The sequence below is a fragment of the Frankia sp. CpI1-P genome, assembly GCF_001421075.1.
In the GTDB taxonomy this organism is placed as follows: domain Bacteria; phylum Actinomycetota; class Actinomycetes; order Frankiales; family Frankiaceae; genus Frankia; species Frankia torreyi.
On the sequence record NZ_LJJX01000069.1, the window covers coordinates 12,587 to 30,582 of the forward strand.

12 protein-coding genes and 14 pseudogenes are annotated in these 17,996 nt (G+C 65.7%); 6 read left to right on the forward strand and 20 right to left on the reverse strand.

What is annotated here, in order from left to right; all coding sequences use genetic code 11:
- Positions 1-1,261: 1,261 nt before the first annotated feature.
- The 3 genes from FF86_RS27740 to FF86_RS27750 all read right to left on the reverse strand — a co-directional run bounded on the left by FF86_RS27740 (position 1,262) and on the right by FF86_RS27750 (position 3,020).
- Entirely contained in the window at positions 1,262-2,074 is an 813-nt protein-coding gene (locus tag FF86_RS27740) for an SAM-dependent methyltransferase (protein ID WP_044888057.1), read from the reverse strand.
- A 53-nt stretch (positions 2,075-2,127) separates the two neighbouring features.
- The gene (locus FF86_RS27745) at positions 2,128-2,481 is read right to left on the reverse strand and encodes a hypothetical protein (protein ID WP_052681496.1); all 354 of its coding nucleotides are present in this window, start codon (positions 2,479-2,481) and stop codon (positions 2,128-2,130) included.
- 86 nt (positions 2,482-2,567) lie between these two features.
- Positions 2,568-3,020: a hypothetical protein gene (locus tag FF86_RS27750; RefSeq protein ID WP_128423403.1), complete on the reverse strand. Its 453-nt coding sequence runs from the start codon at positions 3,018-3,020 to the stop codon at positions 2,568-2,570.
- Positions 3,021-3,921: 901 nt separating this feature from the next.
- Here FF86_RS27750 and FF86_RS68920 point away from each other — a divergent pair.
- The 3 genes and pseudogenes from FF86_RS68920 to FF86_RS32705 all read left to right on the forward strand — a co-directional run.
- The coding region (locus tag FF86_RS68920; RefSeq protein WP_396230139.1) for a hypothetical protein at positions 3,922-3,986 on the forward strand (65 nt) is incomplete at its 3' end.
- Between the two features lies 1 nt (position 3,987).
- Positions 3,988-4,764, forward strand: a pseudogene (locus FF86_RS68925) (hypothetical protein); the annotation flags it as partial.
- Between the two features lie 334 nt (positions 4,765-5,098).
- Positions 5,099-5,557: a GNAT family N-acetyltransferase gene (locus tag FF86_RS32705; protein WP_082122277.1), complete on the forward strand. Its 459-nt coding sequence runs from the start codon at positions 5,099-5,101 to the stop codon at positions 5,555-5,557.
- A 187-nt stretch (positions 5,558-5,744) separates the two neighbouring features.
- Here the strand turns inward: FF86_RS32705 and FF86_RS27760 are convergent, their stop codons facing one another.
- The 7 genes and pseudogenes from FF86_RS27760 to FF86_RS68950 form a co-directional block, all read right to left on the reverse strand.
- On the reverse strand, positions 5,745-6,353 hold the full coding sequence (locus tag FF86_RS27760) for a 3'-5' exonuclease (protein ID WP_255355951.1): 609 nt from the start codon (positions 6,351-6,353) through the stop codon (positions 5,745-5,747).
- A gap of 818 nt (positions 6,354-7,171) precedes the next feature.
- Positions 7,172-7,614 (reverse strand): annotated as a pseudogene (locus FF86_RS68930) (hypothetical protein); the annotation flags it as partial.
- Positions 7,615-7,670: 56 nt separating this feature from the next.
- The gene (locus tag FF86_RS27770) at positions 7,671-8,234 is read right to left on the reverse strand and encodes a nucleoside-diphosphate kinase (RefSeq protein ID WP_063870521.1); all 564 of its coding nucleotides are present in this window, start codon (positions 8,232-8,234) and stop codon (positions 7,671-7,673) included.
- Positions 8,231-8,621: pseudogene (locus FF86_RS68935) on the reverse strand (thymidylate synthase); the annotation flags it as partial. The gene FF86_RS27770 and the pseudogene FF86_RS68935, both read right to left, overlap by 4 nt.
- A gap of 1 nt (position 8,622) precedes the next feature.
- A pseudogene (locus FF86_RS68940) lies at positions 8,623-8,823 on the reverse strand (thymidylate synthase); the annotation flags it as partial.
- A gap of 1 nt (position 8,824) precedes the next feature.
- Positions 8,825-9,186: pseudogene (locus tag FF86_RS68945) on the reverse strand (thymidylate synthase); the annotation flags it as partial.
- Position 9,187: 1 nt separating this feature from the next.
- A pseudogene (locus FF86_RS68950) lies at positions 9,188-9,472 on the reverse strand (hypothetical protein); the annotation flags it as partial.
- Positions 9,473-9,525: 53 nt separating this feature from the next.
- On the opposite strand from FF86_RS68950, the gene FF86_RS68955 reads away from it, so the two are divergent.
- The 3 genes and pseudogenes from FF86_RS68955 to FF86_RS27785 all read left to right on the forward strand — a co-directional run.
- On the forward strand, positions 9,526-9,640 hold a 115-nt coding region (locus FF86_RS68955; RefSeq protein ID WP_396230140.1), incomplete at its 3' end, for a hypothetical protein.
- A gap of 1 nt (position 9,641) precedes the next feature.
- A pseudogene (locus FF86_RS68960) lies at positions 9,642-10,329 on the forward strand (GntR family transcriptional regulator); the annotation flags it as partial.
- A 293-nt stretch (positions 10,330-10,622) separates the two neighbouring features.
- Positions 10,623-11,177, forward strand: coding sequence for a class IV adenylate cyclase (locus FF86_RS27785; RefSeq protein WP_082122278.1), 555 nt, complete (start codon positions 10,623-10,625; stop codon positions 11,175-11,177).
- A gap of 343 nt (positions 11,178-11,520) precedes the next feature.
- Here the strand turns inward: FF86_RS27785 and FF86_RS68965 are convergent.
- The 10 genes and pseudogenes from FF86_RS68965 to FF86_RS27800 all read right to left on the reverse strand — a co-directional run.
- Positions 11,521-12,117, reverse strand: a pseudogene (locus FF86_RS68965) (hypothetical protein); the annotation flags it as partial.
- A 1-nt stretch (position 12,118) separates the two neighbouring features.
- A pseudogene (locus FF86_RS68970) lies at positions 12,119-12,624 on the reverse strand (hypothetical protein); the annotation flags it as partial.
- Between the two features lies 1 nt (position 12,625).
- Positions 12,626-12,954, reverse strand: a pseudogene (locus FF86_RS68975) (hypothetical protein); the annotation flags it as partial.
- Between the two features lies 1 nt (position 12,955).
- Positions 12,956-13,057, reverse strand: a pseudogene (locus tag FF86_RS68980) (ADP-ribosylglycohydrolase family protein); the annotation flags it as partial.
- Positions 13,054-13,683, reverse strand: a pseudogene (locus tag FF86_RS68985) (DarT ssDNA thymidine ADP-ribosyltransferase family protein); the annotation flags it as partial. The pseudogenes FF86_RS68985 and FF86_RS68980, both read right to left, overlap by 4 nt.
- Positions 13,684-13,777: 94 nt before the next feature.
- Positions 13,778-14,021 (reverse strand): 3'-5' exonuclease (locus FF86_RS68990; RefSeq protein WP_396230137.1); only part of this gene is annotated, 244 nt, incomplete at its 5' end.
- Positions 14,022-14,373: 352 nt separating this feature from the next.
- Positions 14,374-14,880: pseudogene (locus FF86_RS68995) on the reverse strand (UvrD-helicase domain-containing protein); the annotation flags it as partial.
- A 1-nt stretch (position 14,881) separates the two neighbouring features.
- Positions 14,882-15,199, reverse strand: a pseudogene (locus FF86_RS69000) (UvrD-helicase domain-containing protein); the annotation flags it as partial.
- Positions 15,200-15,877: 678 nt separating this feature from the next.
- Positions 15,878-16,546, reverse strand: coding sequence for a hypothetical protein (locus FF86_RS34425; protein WP_157867007.1), 669 nt, complete (start codon positions 16,544-16,546; stop codon positions 15,878-15,880).
- A 1,074-nt stretch (positions 16,547-17,620) separates the two neighbouring features.
- A partial coding sequence (locus tag FF86_RS27800; protein ID WP_128423656.1) for a DDE-type integrase/transposase/recombinase occupies positions 17,621-17,996 on the reverse strand: 376 nt, incomplete at its 5' end.

Here is a 17,996-nt window from a genome sequence, read left to right on the forward strand (position 1 = left end):
TCTCGGTCAATGNCGGAACGAGTGGGCCCCGCAGCGCGTCGTTGCCGACGACGAGCTCCACCGCGCCGTCGTCCAGCGCCAGCCCGTTCCAGACCTGGACGTCGTCGCCTACGAGCACCACGACCTCGGTGCCGGCACCGGCGTGCTCGGCCACCTCACGGGACAGATGCGGGTCCCCGCCCAAATCCAGCACCCGTGCACCGGACCCCAGGTCGGCTCGTGCGTACACCAGGTCCCTCAGCCCTGCCCCGCCGACCAGCAGCGGCAGTGGATCCTCCTCTGCGAACGTCCACCGCGCCCGGCGGTCCGCCTCGCCGCTCATCGCCCGCGGCCCAGCTCACCGCCGCGCCCGACGGCGGCGGTGGTCGCCGGCCGGGTGGGCCTCATGCCGACCCCTGCCGTTCCCGCCGGGACTCGCTGCGCGTCCCGGCGACCAGGTCGTCCCAGTGCCGCCGATGTCTACCCAGAGCATCCATGATCGCCCGCTCTGCTTCCGGGCGAGGGCTGCGGATCGGCTCGGCCAGCAAGGGGAGACGGCGCGGGCGCCCGGCGACGGGCGCCAGCGGATCTCGCGCCACCCGTCGCGCGGCCAGGACGACCATCGGCGTGGACACCGTCACCGGACCGGCCGCGGTCGCCTCCTTCCACGCTTCGGCGTACCGGTCGGCCAGCGTCACCCCGGCCGCGGCGGTGATCCGATCCAGCGGGCCGGGTATCCCGGCCGCAGGCCCCTCACGCAGGTAGTCATCCAGATCCCCGGCCCCCACCTGCCGGTGGGCGAATCCCAGATGCAGACGGGTTGGACGCAGCCCCTGCTCCCGGGCCTCCCAGATCAGCTCCTCGACCACCGCGCCCCGCTGGTNCGGAAACGCAGCGAGCAGCGCCGCGTCGAGGGCCCGGCGTTCCCGGCCTGTCCACCCGCCCAGCTGCAGGCCCGCGAACGTACAGGTGTGATCCGACTGGGCCAAACCGAACCAGCCCCCGATCCGCAGCACCCGGGCGATCTGGCCCATCCGGGGCCGCACCGGCACCGTGGTGAACCCCTGAACGGCGAGAACACCGTCAATGCAGTCCTCCGGCACCGATTCCAGCGTTTCCACCGGCTGGCCCGCGCTGGCCCACGGGCCCGGCAGGTCCTGGTTGGACAGGGTCAGGACCGAGCCCGCACCGGCCCCCTCCAGCAGCAACTCCCGCACGGTCTCGGAATCCACTGCCCCATCCACCTCGATAGCGGGCAGGGGATCATCCGGGGTGAACGCGCTCATGGTTTGCGTCCGAGCCCGGCGTAGATGCTCACCTGCGCATCCGTGAGATCCGCGGCCGTCGGGTCGTCGGGATGCCACCGGTGGGCCACCTGCACACCCGGGTCGACCAGCTCCAAGCCGGCGAAGAAGCTGGTTATCTGCGCGTGGCTGCGCTCGACCGCGGTGATCCCCTGCTCCCGGTATTTCTCCGCCATCTGCCCCGCCGCCGGATCGAGATCGGCGGTCGCGTGGGTCAGCGCCAGATAGCTCCCGGAGGGCAACGCCTCCAGCAGCCGGCGGACGATCCCGTACGGGTCGGCGTCGTCGGGCACGAAGTGGAGGATCGCGATGACGGACAGCGCGACCGGCTCGGTCAGGTCCAGGGTGTCCCGCAGCTCCGGCGCGGCCAGGATCCGCTCGGGGTCGCGCAGATCGGCGTCGAGGTAGGCCGTCCGGCCCTGCGGGGTGCTGGTCAGCAGCGCACGGGCGTGGGTCAGCACGATCGGATCGTTGTCCGCATACACGACGCGGGCGTCCGGGGCGACCCCCTGGGCGACTTCATGCAAATTCGGGCTGGTCGGGATACCCGTCCCGACGTCGAGGAACTGCCGAACCCCGACCTCACCGGCCAGATACCGCGTCACCCGGACCATGAACGCCCGGTTCTGCTGCGCCATCACCCGAGCCGCAGAAAAAACGGTGAGAGCGCGCTCCGCGGCGTCCCGATCCGCCGGGAAGTTGTCCTTCCCACCCAGGTAATAGTCGTACATCCGCGCCGAATGCGGCTGGCCGGTCTTCAGGTCCACCGAGGACAGCGAAGAATCAGTCATTGTCTGCCACCATTCCCGAGGCTGAGACTCGATCCCTTCGTGATTTGTGGTCGTCACTGGACTCCTGCTGCCATGAGAGGGTCGCTTTCAGTGCCGCGGGCCGCCGCCGTGACCGCCTCCCACGCCGAAGCCGGTAGGCGGTACTCGCGGGGGTACTGATCGCCGTGGATGAGGTGGAGCTGACCGCCGCGCAGGGCCGCGAAGCCGACCGCGTTCCGGCCGGTCCAACGCACCCACCTGTCATCTAGCGCGTCGAGCGTGCCCGCGCGGACCGCGGCAGCCAGACCCGCCCAGGCCGCGCACGGCAGCCGCAGCTCACGCTCCACCCCGGCGGAGGCGTAGCGGATCGCGATCTGGTCGCCGGTCCGGGTGAGCGCACAGTCCGCGACCACGGGCGGACTGTCCATGGCTGCTCCTTCCAGGAAGATGGAGCCTCCCCACCCACGGGATCCCCGCGGATCCTGGCGCGGCGCGGGCAGGGAGACGACGGGGATCAGGCCGCGACCGACTCCGGCGCGGGCTCAGCGGAGCGGGTTCCCCCGATGCCGCCGAGCAGCAGGGCCCTGACCTTGTCCAGTTGGCCGGTGCGGAGCCGGGCCGCCTCGACGATCTGCTCGTCGGTCAGGTGCGCCCGGCCCGCCGTGAGCGACTCGACGTACAGGTATCCGACGTCCCGGACGAGGTCGGCGTAGGCGTCGACCTGGGCCAGCGCGGCGGTGACCTCCTCCGGCGACAGCCGGTGCGGCCGGTTGAGCACCTGGTGGAGGGCGACGGCGACCCCGCCCCGCTGCTCCACCAGCTTCTCGACCTGCTCGGTGTAGGCCGTGCACGCACCGGCAATCTTCGGGAGCTGCTCCGCCTCCAGCGGCAGATGGTGAAGCTCCTCGATGAACAACCCCGCCGTCGGCACGAACGAGGTGGCGACAGCGCCAGGAAGAGAAAGCACGTGGATCTCCAGAGGGAAAGTGAAGGTATAGCTGCCCTATCCGCATTTCAATCGCAGCCGCCCACAGGACGTGAAGGGCAAAACACGCCGTCTGGCATGCCACGGGCCACGGATAGGGCAGATCGAGGACCGCTGGCAGGAGAACAGCGATCGGTATGCACCGGGTCTACATTGACAATGAAACCTCCCCGCTCGCAGGGGACACAGATGGCTTTCGGCAGGGAAGGCGCCGCGAGCGAGAAATGGACTGGAGCCACCTCACGAGGTACGGAAGTGCCCCGACCAAGACAGCGAGCGCCGCAGGAATCGTGTTACAAAAAGCTAGCATTGCTACCGATCTGTTCGGCGTTCTACGCTAGCCTAGCGAACAGCGTCTCGGGCGCTAGGGTCTCGTCGAGGAATTGAGGAAGGCCTCGGATGAGGTACAGATTCTCTCCCTACCCGATCAGCTCAACACTCCTTCCAGAATCACTTGGCTGGCGCCCAGCGCCGAGGAGAGTGGTGTAGGCGATCGGCCTGGCACCNGGGCCTGGTTCAGACTCTGGCATCCCTGGCCCATCCATGCCATACGTGCCACGTATGGGGCTATGTACTATGGACATGAGAATCCGCTGCAACGGATACACTGAGGTCGCGGGAGGTTCCGAGAAGGCGGGGCATTACGATGCGTGGCCATGAGGCCGGAATTCGTCACTGTCAGTGCGGCGCACGTTTGGCGCGGGACAACGCGACTGGCCTTTGTGGTCCCTGTCAACGTAAGGCTCCGACCAGTGCCAACGAACCAGCAGCGCTGCCTCTAGCGTTCTGGCAGAGCTCCCGCGACCTGCTCGACGCCCTCGACGCCTGGCACATGGGCCGGGTCATCGCGGCATACCGCATCCNCCCGCACCACGTCCCGCCGTTGTCCCAGGAGGCAGTGGCCGGATGGATGGGCATCACCCAAACCCAGCTGTCCCGCATCGAGTCNGGCGAACCCATCACCGATCTGACCAAGCTCATCCGCTGGGCCCAGGTACTCGGCATCCCCGAAGAGCTGCTGTGGTTCAGGCTGCGACCATCCGACGGCAACGCTACGTCCTCGGGGGCCGCGACCACCATGCACCGGCTGGAAGCTCTGCGGACGCAGGCCACCCACCTACTAACCACCAGCGATGTAAGTCCCGCCAGCCTCGATGACTGGGATCAGGTCGTCGAGGCCCACGGCCGCGCCACCCGTTTCTCCCCACCTGGCTTGCTCTTGGCCGATCTCGCCCACGACTTTGCCGACGTGCAGGGGCTGCTGGAACGGCGGCCATCGCTCCGAGCCGCGCGACACCTCACCCGCCTGACCGCCCAGCTAGCCGGGCTGATCAACCTGACCCTCATCAAACTCAGCGAACCGGCCGCAGCACGAGCGTGGGGACGCACTGCCCGCCTCGCCGCGGACGAAGCCGGGGATGTCGCCCTTTCGGCCTGGGTCCGCGCCCAGGACGCCTACACCCTCTTCTATGGGGGCGCGATCCAGGAGGCCGTGACCGTAGCGAAGAAGGCCCAGACCATCGCCAGGCGCACGCCCTGCGTCGGCGCGGTTCTGGCCGCCGCACTGGAAGCCCGCGCCCATGCCGCCCTTGGCCGTAGTGCCGACGCGAACGCCGCCATGACCCGCGCCGAAGTCATCCTCGCCGCCCTTGGCCCGGACGACGTGACCCCTTCCGCCTTCGGATACAACGAGGCCCAACTCCGATTCCACCAAGGAAACGCCCTTNCCCATCTGCACGACACTCGCCTTGCCATTGAGGCCGGAGACCTCGCCCTCGACCTGTATCCGACCGGCGACTATCTGGACCGCACTCTCATCCATCTCGACCGGGCCGACTGCCTCATCCACGACGGCCATATAATTGAAGGCGTCGCCCATGCCGCGGACGTCTTCCTGAAGCTGCCACCCCAACACCGCAGCGGCCTCATAGCGCAACGCGCCCGTGAACTGGCCCAGATGATCCCACCTCGACACCAAGCCCTCCCGGCTGTCCGAGACTTGGGCGAGGTGCTGGCGCTGCCCGCCGAGCCGCCGGAAGGGGGGCTTAGACTTCTGCACCATGACCATCAGTATTGATCCCGCTGTCCCTGACGATGTCGAAGCGATGGCAGGCCTCATGGAAGAGCTGGACACCTTCTACGGCGCGACGCCGACGCAGCCGCGCGATGCGCAGGTCGCGCAGATCAAAAAGCTGGTCTTTGGAACACCTCCGGCGGCACAGGTTCTCCTGGCCCACAACAACGGCCACCTTATCGGAATGGCAGCTTACTCCTATCTCTGGCCCGCCGCCGGCGTGACCCACTCCCTTTTTCTCAAGGAACTTTATGTCGTGGAAGCAGCACGACGGAAGGGGGTGGGTCGACTTCTGATGAACCGGCTACACGAAATCGCCGTCGCACAGAACTGTAGCCGCGTCGAATGGATGACGGATATGACCAACATCGCCGCTCGAAGATTTTACGAGGCGTGCGGATTTGCGATACACGAAGGAAAACTATTTTTCCAAGTGAGGAGCTGAGATCTCGGTGCAACGAAAGCGGCATAATCATCATCAAATAACAATGATAGGTCGAAAGGCCGCTCGGGATCGGTAGGCGNTGCGGCAACGCGCGTCTCTGATCGCCGCCCGCTTGCCGGTCCTCCTGGGGCGTGGCCGTTGACTGGGGTGCCATATCTACAGCGCGGGCAGAACGGATCGACTTCGCTCAGAATAGCCCCGGGTGGTCGGCTGGGGGCCGGGGTGATGCAGGGCTGCTAAGCGGAATTCCGGCGACGCTGTAAAGCTCCTCGAGGGTGACCAGCGGTGTCTGGTGGAGTCGGTGGGCGAGGGCGGCCAGGAGCAGCCCGGCGCCGATCGCGTCCCACAGCGCGCGGTGGGGTTGACTGCCTGCTGCCAGATCGGTGACCTGCCGGGTGAGGTTGTGGCGGTCGAGAAGTGCGGTGAGCGAATTGCCTGTCCGCCCGCCGAGGTGGCGGGCGAGTCGAAGGGTGTCGATCAGTCCGGCAGGTTTGACGGTGGGGCAGCGGCGGTGGAGTAGTCGCCAGTCGACGCCTACGTTGTGGCCGACGAGGATTCGGCCGTGCAGTCGGGTGGCGAGTTCGGGTTCGACTCGGTCGAGTGGTGGACTGTCGGCGAGGACCTGGTTCGTCAGGCCGGGTGAGAGCCATGGCCGGACGGCGATATGCCGACCGGGGTTGATGACCGTGGTGTAAGACTCTGCGACCTGCACCGTGCCGGCGTGCAGGGGCACGAGGGCGATTTCGAGGATGTCTTCCTGATCGCCGTCTTGGCCGCCGGTGCCTTCGAGGTCGATCGCGACGAGCGCGGNGTCCTGCCAGGTACCGGTCACCGGCCATCCGATCGTCGGGGCGAAGTCAGTCGTCGGTATCGAACCGTACTGCGGTGCCGAAGTCGCGTTGGACTGCGGCGAGTTCGGTTTCCTGGTCTGCGGTGGGCTGGTGGCCGGTGAGGGATCGGCCGTGGGCGTGGAGGAAGTGCGGCTGGTCGAGTTCCNAGATCTGGAAGCCGAGGGTGTGTTGGATGGCGTAGCGGCGTTGTTCGCCGAGGCCGTGGGTCCAGACGTGGCCGTCGGCGATGAGGTGGTCCGAGGTATAGCCGAGATCCGCCAGGACCGTCTCGAACTCTGCCGGTGTGGGCTGGCGGTGGCCGGCTCGGCAAAGGTCGATCTGGCGGGTGGGGCAGATGTCGCAGAGTTCGGGGACGCCCCAGTGGCCGTTGTAGTCGGCCACGGCGTGCGCGGCGGAGACGCCGCAGCTTGTCTTGCGGAACAGCGGGGTGGCGATCCCGGAGGCGCGCCAGGCCGCGACGACCCGGGCGTCGAGGTCGTCGGGCATGGTCTTGCGTCGGTGGAACTCCTCGTCGCGGTAGGGAAGCTCGACGCCGAGGTCGCGCAGGTAGGTCGCGTTCTGCTGCTTGTGGTAGTAGCCGGTGAACACGATCGCGTCCGCATCGGCTCCGACGGACAGCACATGGTTCATGGTGTCGNCCTGGTCGTTCCAGCCGGGCACGATCGGCCGCCAGTAGAGCACGACCCGGGTCCGGTTCCGGTGCGCGCACGCGGTCGCGATCGACATGGTGGTGATCGCGCTCTTGGAGATCGGCTCGACGCGNCTGTCGGTGATCCCGGAGTAGGTGAACAACAGCGTGACCCGCAGGTGGCGCAGCCGTTCGAGTTCGGCCATGTCGTCCGCGGTCACGGTGAACCGGGTGATGATGAGGACGAGGTTGTCCAGGCTGCGGTCGTCGAGGGCATGCAGCACCTGGAACAGGTGCGGCTTGACGCCGGGCAGGAACGGATCGGTGGCCTTGTTGAAGATCTGCAGCGGGGTGATCGACGGGCGGAACGCTTCATGTCCGAGGAGCAGCTCGACCGCGTCGTCGGTGGGGCAGAGCAGGTGCGGGGTCTTGTGCTCGAAGTCGCCCCAGAAGTGACGCACGCAGTATCCGCAGTCCAGCGGGCAGCCGATGATGTGGTTCAGGGACAGGCCGCTTTTGCGGTAGGTCACGATCTGCGCCATGTACGGGTCAAGGTCGGCCTGCGCGGCGGCGGTCATCACGCGCAGCTGGCGTGGTCCCCCGCCGATCTGTGCGGTCACGGCCCTCGGCTGGTTCACGGCGCGCTCCTCACACGGTCGGTCGGGGCAGGCAGGTCGAGGAGCTGGTGGCGGTCGGCGCCGAACCAGGTCCCGAAGTCGCGGCAGACGGCGCCGACGTCGTCCGAGCTGTGGATGAGGTTCTCGATCAGCCGGCCTTCGCGGCGGGAGGTCGCCAGATCGTCCACGCCGAAGGTGCGGCGGATCGTGCCCGGTGCGGCCTGCGGCGGGTCGTAGTGGCCGAGGAGTTCCCGGATCGCTGCCGGGGTGTCGGCGCCGGCCGGGCCGCGCAGCAGCGCGATCACTACCTGGCCGTCGATGTAGGTGCGGCGCAGGTAGTCGACGACGTCGACGGTGAACCAGTCCTTGTCGACGAGCAGATCCTGGTAGTGGACGAAGATCTGCCAGTCGGCGACGGTCACCCGCTCCTGAACGACGACGTCCGCGGCGCCGCGGATCGCGGCCATGACGTCGTCGACGAGCTGGCGGCGCAGGCAGTCTGGTTTGAGGAGCAGCACGCTGAAGCGGGACCAGTCGATGCCGTCCAGGACGGTGCCGGGAATCCGGGAATGCGTCCTCACGCCGAGCTCCTCGAGGTCGCCAGGGGGGCCGGCATCCGCTCCGGCCATCGGTGGGAGAGCAGCCACTGGTAGCGGGGATGCAACGCCCCCAGGACGGCGCGGTCCAGGAGCCGGCCCGGTTGGTGGACGATCTGCCGCTGGACCTCGAACAGCAGCAGCACCTGCTGCCAGTACGGCGCCAGCCCGGTCTCGTCGACCTTCGCCGGGATGATCCGGTCACGGTCGCGTCGTAACGCCTCCTCGTAGGCCGCGAGGACGGCCAGGTCCGCCCAGCTCGTCGCCGGCATCCGCGCCGAGGGGAAACGGACTCGTCCCGGCCCGAGGGTGCTCGCCTCGACCAGCACCCGCTCGACCCGCCCGGCGTCCCGGTCACCGATGTGCATCGAGNCGACGTGGTGGGCGTAGGTGCCGACGCCGACGCCGAGCAGGTTCGCCGTGAACTCCTGCAGCAGGGTGAAGGAGAAGACGTCGGACAGCAGACCCTGATCGGCGTCGTTGGCCCGCATGTAGCAGATCAGGTGCAGTACGCCGTCCCGAATCAGGAACTGCAGGGCGATCATGCAGGAGACGTCGATGTTGTGCGGGATATNCAGCTCGGATTCGTCGAACGCGACCGAGACCGCTCTCTTCGTCGCATCCTCACCTCGAAGAAGAGTCAGCAGCCGGTCGAACCGGCTCACCTCGCCGTCGCCGGGAACCGCGAACAGGCGATGGCCGTAGGCCGAGCCGCGCAGCGTGTGGCCGTCGGCGGAGTAGGAGCGCATCTGCGGCGCGTAGTAGGAGATCATCTCCACGTCGTCGCGGCCCCACAGGTACCACAGCGCCTCCGCGTAGTGAAAGATGATGTTCACCTTGCGGGCGCGCAGGTACGGAATCCGCTCCAGCGGATCGTCCAGCCGCAAGCTGATGTTGAGACATTCCCGGGAGGCATTGCCCCGCGGGGCGTTGACGANCTCCGTCTGGCCTCCGACGTGCCGGAGCACCGCAAGATAGGCGTCCTCGAACGTCGAGAAGGTCGGGATTGCGAGCATGCACATCACCTCACTGATCAGATCGGGGCGCCGCACCCAGGAACTCGGCGCACACCCGGACCCGCTCGACGTCCGCGAAGAACGTCCTGAGGGTGCGTCCTGGTGCACCGAAGCCACCTGCCCGCGGCGCCGCGTTGCCAGGGCAGGCGTAGACCCCGGACTGCGGTCCTGGGTCATCACGTCATCGAAGGCAAGGAATCCGACCATGCAACGGCCCGGCGTTACATGCTGGTAACCTCGCCTGTACCGGTACTGACAGTGTGCTCCACCACACAGATCGGCGACAGTACCGGTACAGTTTGAGTGACGAGAGGTGTCTTTTGACCAGATATGAGGAGATCGCCGCCGAGCTGCGCGCCCGGATGGACGCGGACCNCCCGCGCTACCCGATCGGCAGCCGCCTGCCCGGCTACGGCCCCCTCACCGACGAGTTCGGCGTAGGCCGCGGAGTCCTCACCGAAGCCCTCGGCCTGCTCGCACTGGAAGGCCGGATCAAGGTCACCGACAGATCCGGCGCCGTCGTCCTCGACCCCGCCGAGCCACCCGGCCGCATCGACGTCGGCACCACCGTCCGCCGCAACGACCTCGGCTACATCTTCAACGCCGCCGCCGGACACTGGCGGCCCATCACCACCCCGACCCGCCGCTGGCTGCCCGCACCCCCGCACATCGCCCGCCTCCTCGACGTCCCCAAGGGCGCCGACGTCCTGGAACGCCACCGAGTGATCGGCCCGGACGGCCGACCGGTGCTGATCGCCGACTCCTACCTGCCCGACCTCGCTCGCGACACGATCCTGGAGGACGCCTCCACCGGCCCCGGAGGCATCTACGACCGCCTCGAACACGACCTCGGCCACGGCCCCCTGACCTGGACCCGCACCACCAGCGCACGCTCCGCCACCCCGGAACAAGCCCGGGAACTCGGTATCCCTCGCGGCGGCGCCCTGCTCGTCCTGACCCGGATCACCCACAGCGGCACGACTGGACGCCCTGTCGAAGTCAACATCACCTACGTCGACGGCGGCCGGTTCGCCGTCGAAGACATCATCAGCCGAGACGAGACCNCCCACTGGCCGACCACACCGGCCACCGCCGAAAACCGGCCCGGTCAGCCGCAATAATCGGTCAAGGCCGGCTCGTATCTGTGACCCGTGTCCGGCACTGGCTGGCACGGTTGTCCGACCACTCCGCGCTCACCCTGACCCTCACCATCCCTGCCGCCCCATCACCGCCGTCTCCGGCGGCGCCGGCGAAACCGACAAACTTTTCTGACCCCGGCCCGGCGCCCCTTCCGCCCGACCTGATCCCGCTAGGCTTCCTCGGTCGCGCACCCGGACGCCTTGGAGGACCCCGCCCTGTGAGCCCCATCCGCGAGATCGAGGTCAAGTACGTCGTCAACGACCCCGACGAGCTCCACGCCGCCCTGCAGCACCGCGGTCTGACACTCACCCCGCCCGTCGTCCAGGACGACCAGGCCTATGCCCGCGCCGGCTGGCAATACGGCATGGGCCGCATCGGAGTTCCCTTCGCGCGCCTACGCAGCCAGGACGGCCGGCACCTGTTCACGGTGAAAACCCCGATCGACAACACCATGGCCTGCGACGAACAGGAAACCGAGATCGCCGACCGTGAACAGATGCACCAGGCGATCCTCGCCATGGGCTTCACCCCGACCGTCCGCATCGTCAAACGACGCCGCACCACCCGCCACGGGCACATCACCCTCTGCCTCGACGAGGTCGACGGCGCCGGCCTGTTCCTCGAACTGGAACAACTCGCCGAACCCGACGAACACGCCGCCGACGTGCAGAACCACCTCGACACCTACGTCCGAACCCTCGCGGGCGGGCTGCACCGCACCACCGACACCTACGACACCATCATCCGCCGCTCGCAGAACGTGCCGGCGTAGAAGACGCGGCTCGATCCGCCAGCGAACCACCCGCCCGCCTGGCCTCGTCCTANGCCAGAACACCACTCGCCGGCTTGGTGCGCCTGAGAGGACAGCCCGCGATCACACCCTGCCGAAGCATGAAAGATCTGGGCTAACCGACGATCTCAAACACCTTCTCGGAGCCGTCTCGATTCGAAGACCTCAGCTTGCACACCTGGAACTAGCGTAACCTCAAAAAAAGCACCATTCGCCGTCGGCGTAATATTCCCGGGCGCTAGGCCGAGTTCGAGTGCAGCGCCGTAGGCGCTTCTGAGACTACTCACACGTACGCGTAGATGAATAGGGCCTCTTTCCTCGGCANGGAAGTGCACTCCGGACTTGCGGGCAAGTACGACCCCTCCCTTATACTGGACAGATTGCACGCCCCGCTGCACAGGGAGAAGACCTAGAACTCGCTCCAATGCCACTCTGGCGAGCTCCAGGTTGTCTACCGAGATTCGGGTCTCGATTGCGAGGGCTCGCGCCGCAGGCTCAATCTCCTCCGCGGAAAACAGCGCTTGCTGTCGTTCATCCCTTTCTGGGTCCGGCATGAGAATCGCGATGCTTTGGCCGTCAGCCATGAGCCGCACAAGCTCGCCGGCCGTACCTCCTGTGGGACTACGAAGAACACTTCGTTCCTTCACGATACCGGCTCGGCCGTCGGGTAGGATAGCCCTTTCTCCCGTCCCGGATCTCCGCAGTTGACGCTGCAGGAGTCGAATTTCTGGCGTGCGAACCTGGCGGATGGCGCGACTCTCGATGCTGTTGCCTGATCCTAGGCTAATCGCAACATTACGTATCAATTTAGCATCCTGAAGATCTTTTGCGAGGTGCCCCAGCCAGTCGCTGCCATGAATCGCGCCAAGCAATGAACCTGTCATTGAAGCAAGAGTATCGGTATCTCCCCCTGCCAGATAAGNGGTCTCCCTAAGGCCGGTCAGCGGATCAGCCGCCGTTCGAGATGCCACGAATGTCGCCGCGGCTGCGGTCACCGTGCCAGAGCCGCTTGTCGCACGTTCGAGACAGCCCATCTCTGCCAGCACCGGTCGCATAAGAGCGACCGCGCCGCGCCTGACCGCGGCATGACCAAGCCGAAGAAGGTCTATTGCCTCCGAGGTGACCTTATTCCAAGATACAGAGAAATCTTCCCCCCGTCTCTCGAAGTTTCGAACCCAGTCCTCGGGGACTACGCTATGCGATGGCAGCTCGGCCCATTGCTTGTCGTCGATAAGGTCGTCGATCAGCGCACCATAGCCCAAAGAGTGGTCAAGGCGGGTGAGATTCCAGACTGCCTGCACATGTAGGCGAGCACCAATTAGGGCGCGCGGATGCCCGTGCGTCAAAATACCATCCGAGAACGCATCGTCAAGAGCGATTTGGCGACTCTGCGTCCTTGCGTCGAGTGCATGCGGTGCTACACGCATGGNTACTCCGTTGGCGCCTGCGTCGAAGTATCTATCAGAGTCTTTATTAGACCATGGTGCCACGCCAGAGGCCCAGGATCGAGAGGCGCGCTTAACTGCCGCTCCGCCACCACGCTCATATAGAAGCCAGGTCGGCAGTTCAACATCTCTGAGCTGGTCGAGCCATCTCGCGCCCCCACTTAGTCGCGCGCGAGCAACGCACAGGAGTAGTTGCGTGTCGTCGCTATATTCGCCGGAGTTCACGGGTTCCAGGCGTGGCCGAAATCTGCCACCCGCAACCCTCGTCCAAGGCGCAAATTCTCCCGGCAGCGGGTCCCGCTCCCCAGGGAGACNCACCTGCTCACGACGCTCCTGCGGCCAGCCGAGCGCGTCACCGGCCGCAGCACCAAGAAATGCCCCGATCACTCGGTCTATGTACGTCAGAGACCCGGTCATCCTACTCTCCCCATATCCCAGTGCGTTTCGACGGGAATCTGGCCTGACCTGAGAGCGGTTGGCAGTCTCGAGCGGTCAAACAAAACCGGAGCAATCGCTATGTCAGGCAGGAGATCAAGCTGGCCCAACATCTCGGCACGCGAAACTTCGCGCTCCGCTTGCGCTTCATCACACACGGCCATTGATGTGATCAGGTTGAGGGGGATTTCTCGTCGGAGCAATACCTCGGCTTGTAGATCAGTCGGACAGCTAGCGAGGTGGTCACCACCCCGCACGATACGGTATTTACCCTCCACGATGGGAGCATACAACGTCTCCGCCGCCCGAGCCTCACTCACAAGTCTCGCGCCCGCAGATCTTGCCGCATTGGTCGGGCTCCACATGACATCCCCACCGCGTATGGCAACAATATCAATAAACAGAACAACCCAGTCAGGAAACGACTTGTCACTCTGTGCAACTTGTGTCTGGTAATAGACGTTTGGGTACTGGATGGAGCAGCAGACGTAGTCCGGCTTTCCATCGTACCGCTGCATATCGGTCGGAGTGAAACCCTCAACTTCACCCAGAAGAGTAGAAGTGGGCTTGATCGCGCCACTCGTCAAAATGTGCGGGAGATTTCTCGATCGAGTAAAGTGGGTGAGTCGTGTGACGTGGCGTTTTTGGAGGAATGATACGGCGTCTCGCGAGTCGTCTCACTCAGAGTCCCGATCTAGATGACTATGGTGCGGCACCCGAGACCTCCGTGAATAGACCTGAGCTTGGAGACGGAAGAAGTGATGTCAAGCTAGAGGAGTGCATTAGGACGAGGTTGGCTTTAGCCCTCGTTATTCCAACATAGAGAAGGTTTGATTCACGAGCCGCAGCTTCCTCTCGTCCCAGAACCTCGATCTCCCGCTGGTTGGGCACAAGATTCTCGTCCAGCAAAGGCATGATCACAGTGTCGAACTCAAGGCCGCGGGCCNCATGATATGTTCCGTAGAAGACACCAGAACCCATCGGCCATATTCTTACGCTGCGATGCAGGCGAGTAGCGGGAGTTCTCCCCAGTAGCCTTCGTAGATCAGCTTCGTCTTCACGGCGGCGAAGTAGAATCGCTACTTGGCGTGATGAGGAGTCCTGCTGCGCGAGCTGGACCGCAGCCGTCATCTGCTGAGTTTGATCTGCATGTCTCCAGATTGTCGGCGGGGCGCCGTCTGCTCTGGGTTNACGAGGCTCTACAAGATCGGCATTGCTGCGAAAAGTTGGCAAGCGTGATAGCGCCAAGGCGAGACGGGAGATCTGCGCTGTATTTCGGTAGTTGTCTTGGAAAATCNTCAGCTTTGCGTTCTCTAGCCCTATGTCAGCCGAAGCCGTTCCGGCGAGGTGGATTTGTTGCGCATAATCCCCAAAAAGAGTTAGCGATCCACCCACGCCGGTGGCCTGAGTCAAGGCGTCCACCGCGGCAGGTGGCAGATCCTGACTCTCGTCAACAACGATATGCTTGTAGCGTCGCTCAGTCGTATCCCCTCGGAGCTGCCGTGCAGCGATAGGCGCAAGGTCGTCCCAGCAGTAGCGGAAACCGTGCTCCCTTCGCAAGCTCCAGTATCGTTCCATGACATCGTAGATCCGAGAGCGCTGCTGCTGATTGAGAGCGTGTCCGCGCCCGTCATTTGCCGCTATATACTGATCACGCCGCTGTCGATGCCCGACGATGAATCGATACTCGTCCGCAAAGAAGGCCGGTTTCTTATCAAAAATCGTCGAAGTTCCTAGCCGCGACGCTACCTGGGCCGCAGCGTGAGCGAGGAACCTCTCGTGGTTGCTGGGCGTCAAAATCTCGTNATCGCGCAGCATATCTTGCGACGCCAGGTATCCACGGGCAAAGCCGTGAAATGTTTCGATCGTCAATTGCTTTGTATCGGCTGGCACCAGTGATTTGATGTAAGTCACGAGAGTCTGATGAAACGTCAAAAGTAGAGTGCTTCCGGCGTTTCGCGGCGCATGTTGCGCCAGATACACTGCGCGGTAAATAGCCATGAGGGTTTTTCCGGAGCCGGCAGTTCCTAGAACTAGATGTTCACCACCTTCGTCAAGATAGATGACATCTTTTTGCTTCCCGACGGGCGCAGGCAGACGCAAAGCGATCCCCGAACCAGCCACAACGCCTCCCTCTCCTCGTATGGATACTACGAGGGCGTGCCTGCAGGTCGGACAGCGGTTGACGTCGCTTCTGAGGCAGGGTGCGTGTCTGGAGTTCTGCTCGGCCGGCGGCGCCGTGCCGCCTCCGCCGGCAGTGTCGCTGGCGGCCTGCAGGGTGGCGTTCGGCGAGACGACCGCGGCGGCGGCCGTCGCTGAACGGAAGACGTGGTGGCGACCGCGGTGAGGCTGCCGCAGCCGAGCGGATTGTCGCCCGGCGCGGCCCGCCGCTCGTGGTGAAGTCGAAGGCGGGCGGGTCGGCGTTCAGGTCAGCTGGATCGACGACGCCAGCTACGTGGTGGAGGCGCTGATGGTCTGCTTCGGCCACCACGAGTGGACGCTCATCGAGCTGATCGTCGCCTGGCGAGAGATCTCGGTTACTGCTTCAACGCGGCGGGTAGCTGGTGGCGCCCAGTCAGCCCACGACCCCGCCGATGGCTCGCCGGGCCCGCCCACGTCTCGCTCTTGCTGGACGTCGCTGCCGTCGGCCCGCCCACCGACGTGTTCGCCTGGGCGTGCACCGTCGCCTTCGCCGCAACCGGCCGGCCGCCATTCGGCCACGGACCGACGGACGCCGTGCTGTTCCGGATCCGCCACGACCCTCCTGACCTCGCAGCGCTCGCCGGCGCCGCTGACCGCCGGCTACCATCGCCGCCTGTCCATGACAACGGCGGCGAGTCGTTGGCCGATGCCGACTCCGATGCCGGTCAGGACTGCGGGCAGGAACCCTCGACCGGCTTCACGAGCCGGTACCGAACACCCGGTCGGCTGTAAGCGCCCACCTCGTCCTTTGCCCCGTTCGGGCAGGAACTCCGCAGAGCTCTCGACGATCGCCGGCCTGACTGCGGCATTGGCCCTGTTGGACGTGGTGCCGTTGGCGGACACGTTGGGTAGGCGCCGTAGATGAGGACCGGCGGCCTTCGCCAGGTTGCGGGCCACGGGTTGCTTTTCCCAGACGAGGACTTCCAGTTGGCCCAGCTCGGCGAGGACCGCGAACTGGCGATCGCCGGACGCGACGGTGAAGATACGTCCGCCCCGTCGGTGCACGTATCGGGCGTGCTGGAGCAGGGCCTGGTCTGCGGCGTCGGCCTTGGACGGCACCGGCCAGGGCGCGACTCCGAGTTCAGCAAGCACGGAGACGACGCCATCAGCGGCCGGATCGTCCTGGGCGTAGCAGGCCACGACGTGATGGACTGCCCCGGCCGCCTCGACGAGCGCGCGGACCCGGCTTCGAACAAGCTCGGGACGTGGTCGCACCGATCCAACGGCGTTCTCGACGTCGATCAACAAGACGCGGTCATCGGCCTGCATCCGCCAATGATCGCCGCCAGGGCAGGCTTCCGGCGGCAGAAACGGCTTATCGCACCGGGTCCCGGCATGCGCCAGACCGCAAGGGCAGACGCTCGGTCGCGCTTGCCAACACCACTGCCGCGTCTACCGGGGACACCCACTGGCTGTGAAGTGTCAACCGTTTTAAACGGCTCGTTCGTATTGGTTGATCTGGCTACGAACGTGCGAACGGGCACCGAATGTCGGTCGCTTTGAGCACCACTCCTCGGCGCGAGTGTCGATGATTTCGAGCACCAGGCGCCGCGCGGCTCGTCCTTCCAGCCGAGACCGGCACGTCGTGCCGATCTCGGAAGTGCCTGTGCCACAGGCAAAAACAGCAGCAAGGAGGCGACGGGGAGTCCACCTGCCAGGTCCCGGCCGTGTGGTGCCCAATTTCGTCGACACGGCCTTGCCGCTGCGGCAGGTGGTGCCCATCGACAGCGACAGATGGTGCCCGTTCACGTCGACATAGCCATTGATCAGGCCGCCGAGGACGGATCGGCGTTTGATCCGTCCGTTGGTGAGGTCGGCGACGTGTCGATCCGAGCCAGGTCTCGGCTGGACTGGTTGCCGGTGCGCGGGAGGCGCTGTATTCGGCACACACGCTCCCCGAGTTCTTCGTCGTTCAAGGGGCACCTGGCGTTCCACGTCGGGCAACTCGACGCGACGGTCGGCCTGTCGCGTGCCGCGTCGCGGGACGGACGAGTCTGGATAGGCCAGCGGGCCTACGACGCCCATCAGGAAGCCCGTGCCCACGCACTGGCCGGCCGGCGCCGCGAGGCGGTCGAGGCCCTGGCCCGCGGAGCTGATCTCGCCGCCGCCGCGGGGCAGGATGGGCAGGCCGTTCCGGCGTGGATCTACTACTACACGCCGGAGTTCTACGCGCTGGAACGAGGATGGGCNTGCCATTACCTTGGCCGCGATGATCCGGCATACAACGAGGAGGCGATCGCCTGCCTCACCGGCGGGCTCGCCGGACTGGGCAAGGCACGCGACTCCGCGGGGTCTGTTGCGTTACGGGATGGNGGGGCATGGCTGACTCTGCCGAACAGTTGATCAGATCGCGGTGGCGAGCTCGGTGAACGCGGCTGCCAGCCGCAGGTGCGGGTCGGTGTCGATGGTGAGTTCGTAGTGGCCGCGGCGGATGTTCTGGACGAGCGCATGCCCTGCGCTGATCGTCTGGGCAGAGCGCAGCCGTTTCAGTCCGCGCATCGGCCGGAGCCGGGCTTTCAGGCGGCTGTGATCGGCTTCGATCCGGTTGTTCTCCCGCGCGGCATCGACGCGACAGGCCTCGGGTAGCAGCTCGTCGAGGCCTCGAGGGTAGACAGGGGCCTTGTCGGTGGTGATCTCGACCGGCCGGCGGCCGTGGGTCAGTGCCGCGGTGAAGAACTTTCGGGCCGCGGCCTGGTCGCGGCGGGTGCTGGCGAGGACG

Bases quoted from the DNA above. Each gene is read 5' to 3' on its own strand.
- FF86_RS27740 (WP_044888057.1), bottom strand. From the start codon at position 2,074: ATGACTGATTCTTCGCTGTCCTCGGTGGACCTGAAGACCGGCCAGCCG.
- FF86_RS27745 (WP_052681496.1), bottom strand. From the start codon at position 2,481: ATGGACAGTCCGCCCGTGGTCGCGGACTGTGCGCTCACCCGGACCGGC.
- FF86_RS32705 (WP_082122277.1), top strand. From the start codon at position 5,099: ATGACCATCAGTATTGATCCCGCTGTCCCTGACGATGTCGAAGCGATG.
- FF86_RS34425 (WP_157867007.1), bottom strand. From the start codon at position 16,546: ATGCAGGCCGATGACCGCGTCTTGTTGATCGACGTCGAGAACGCCGTT.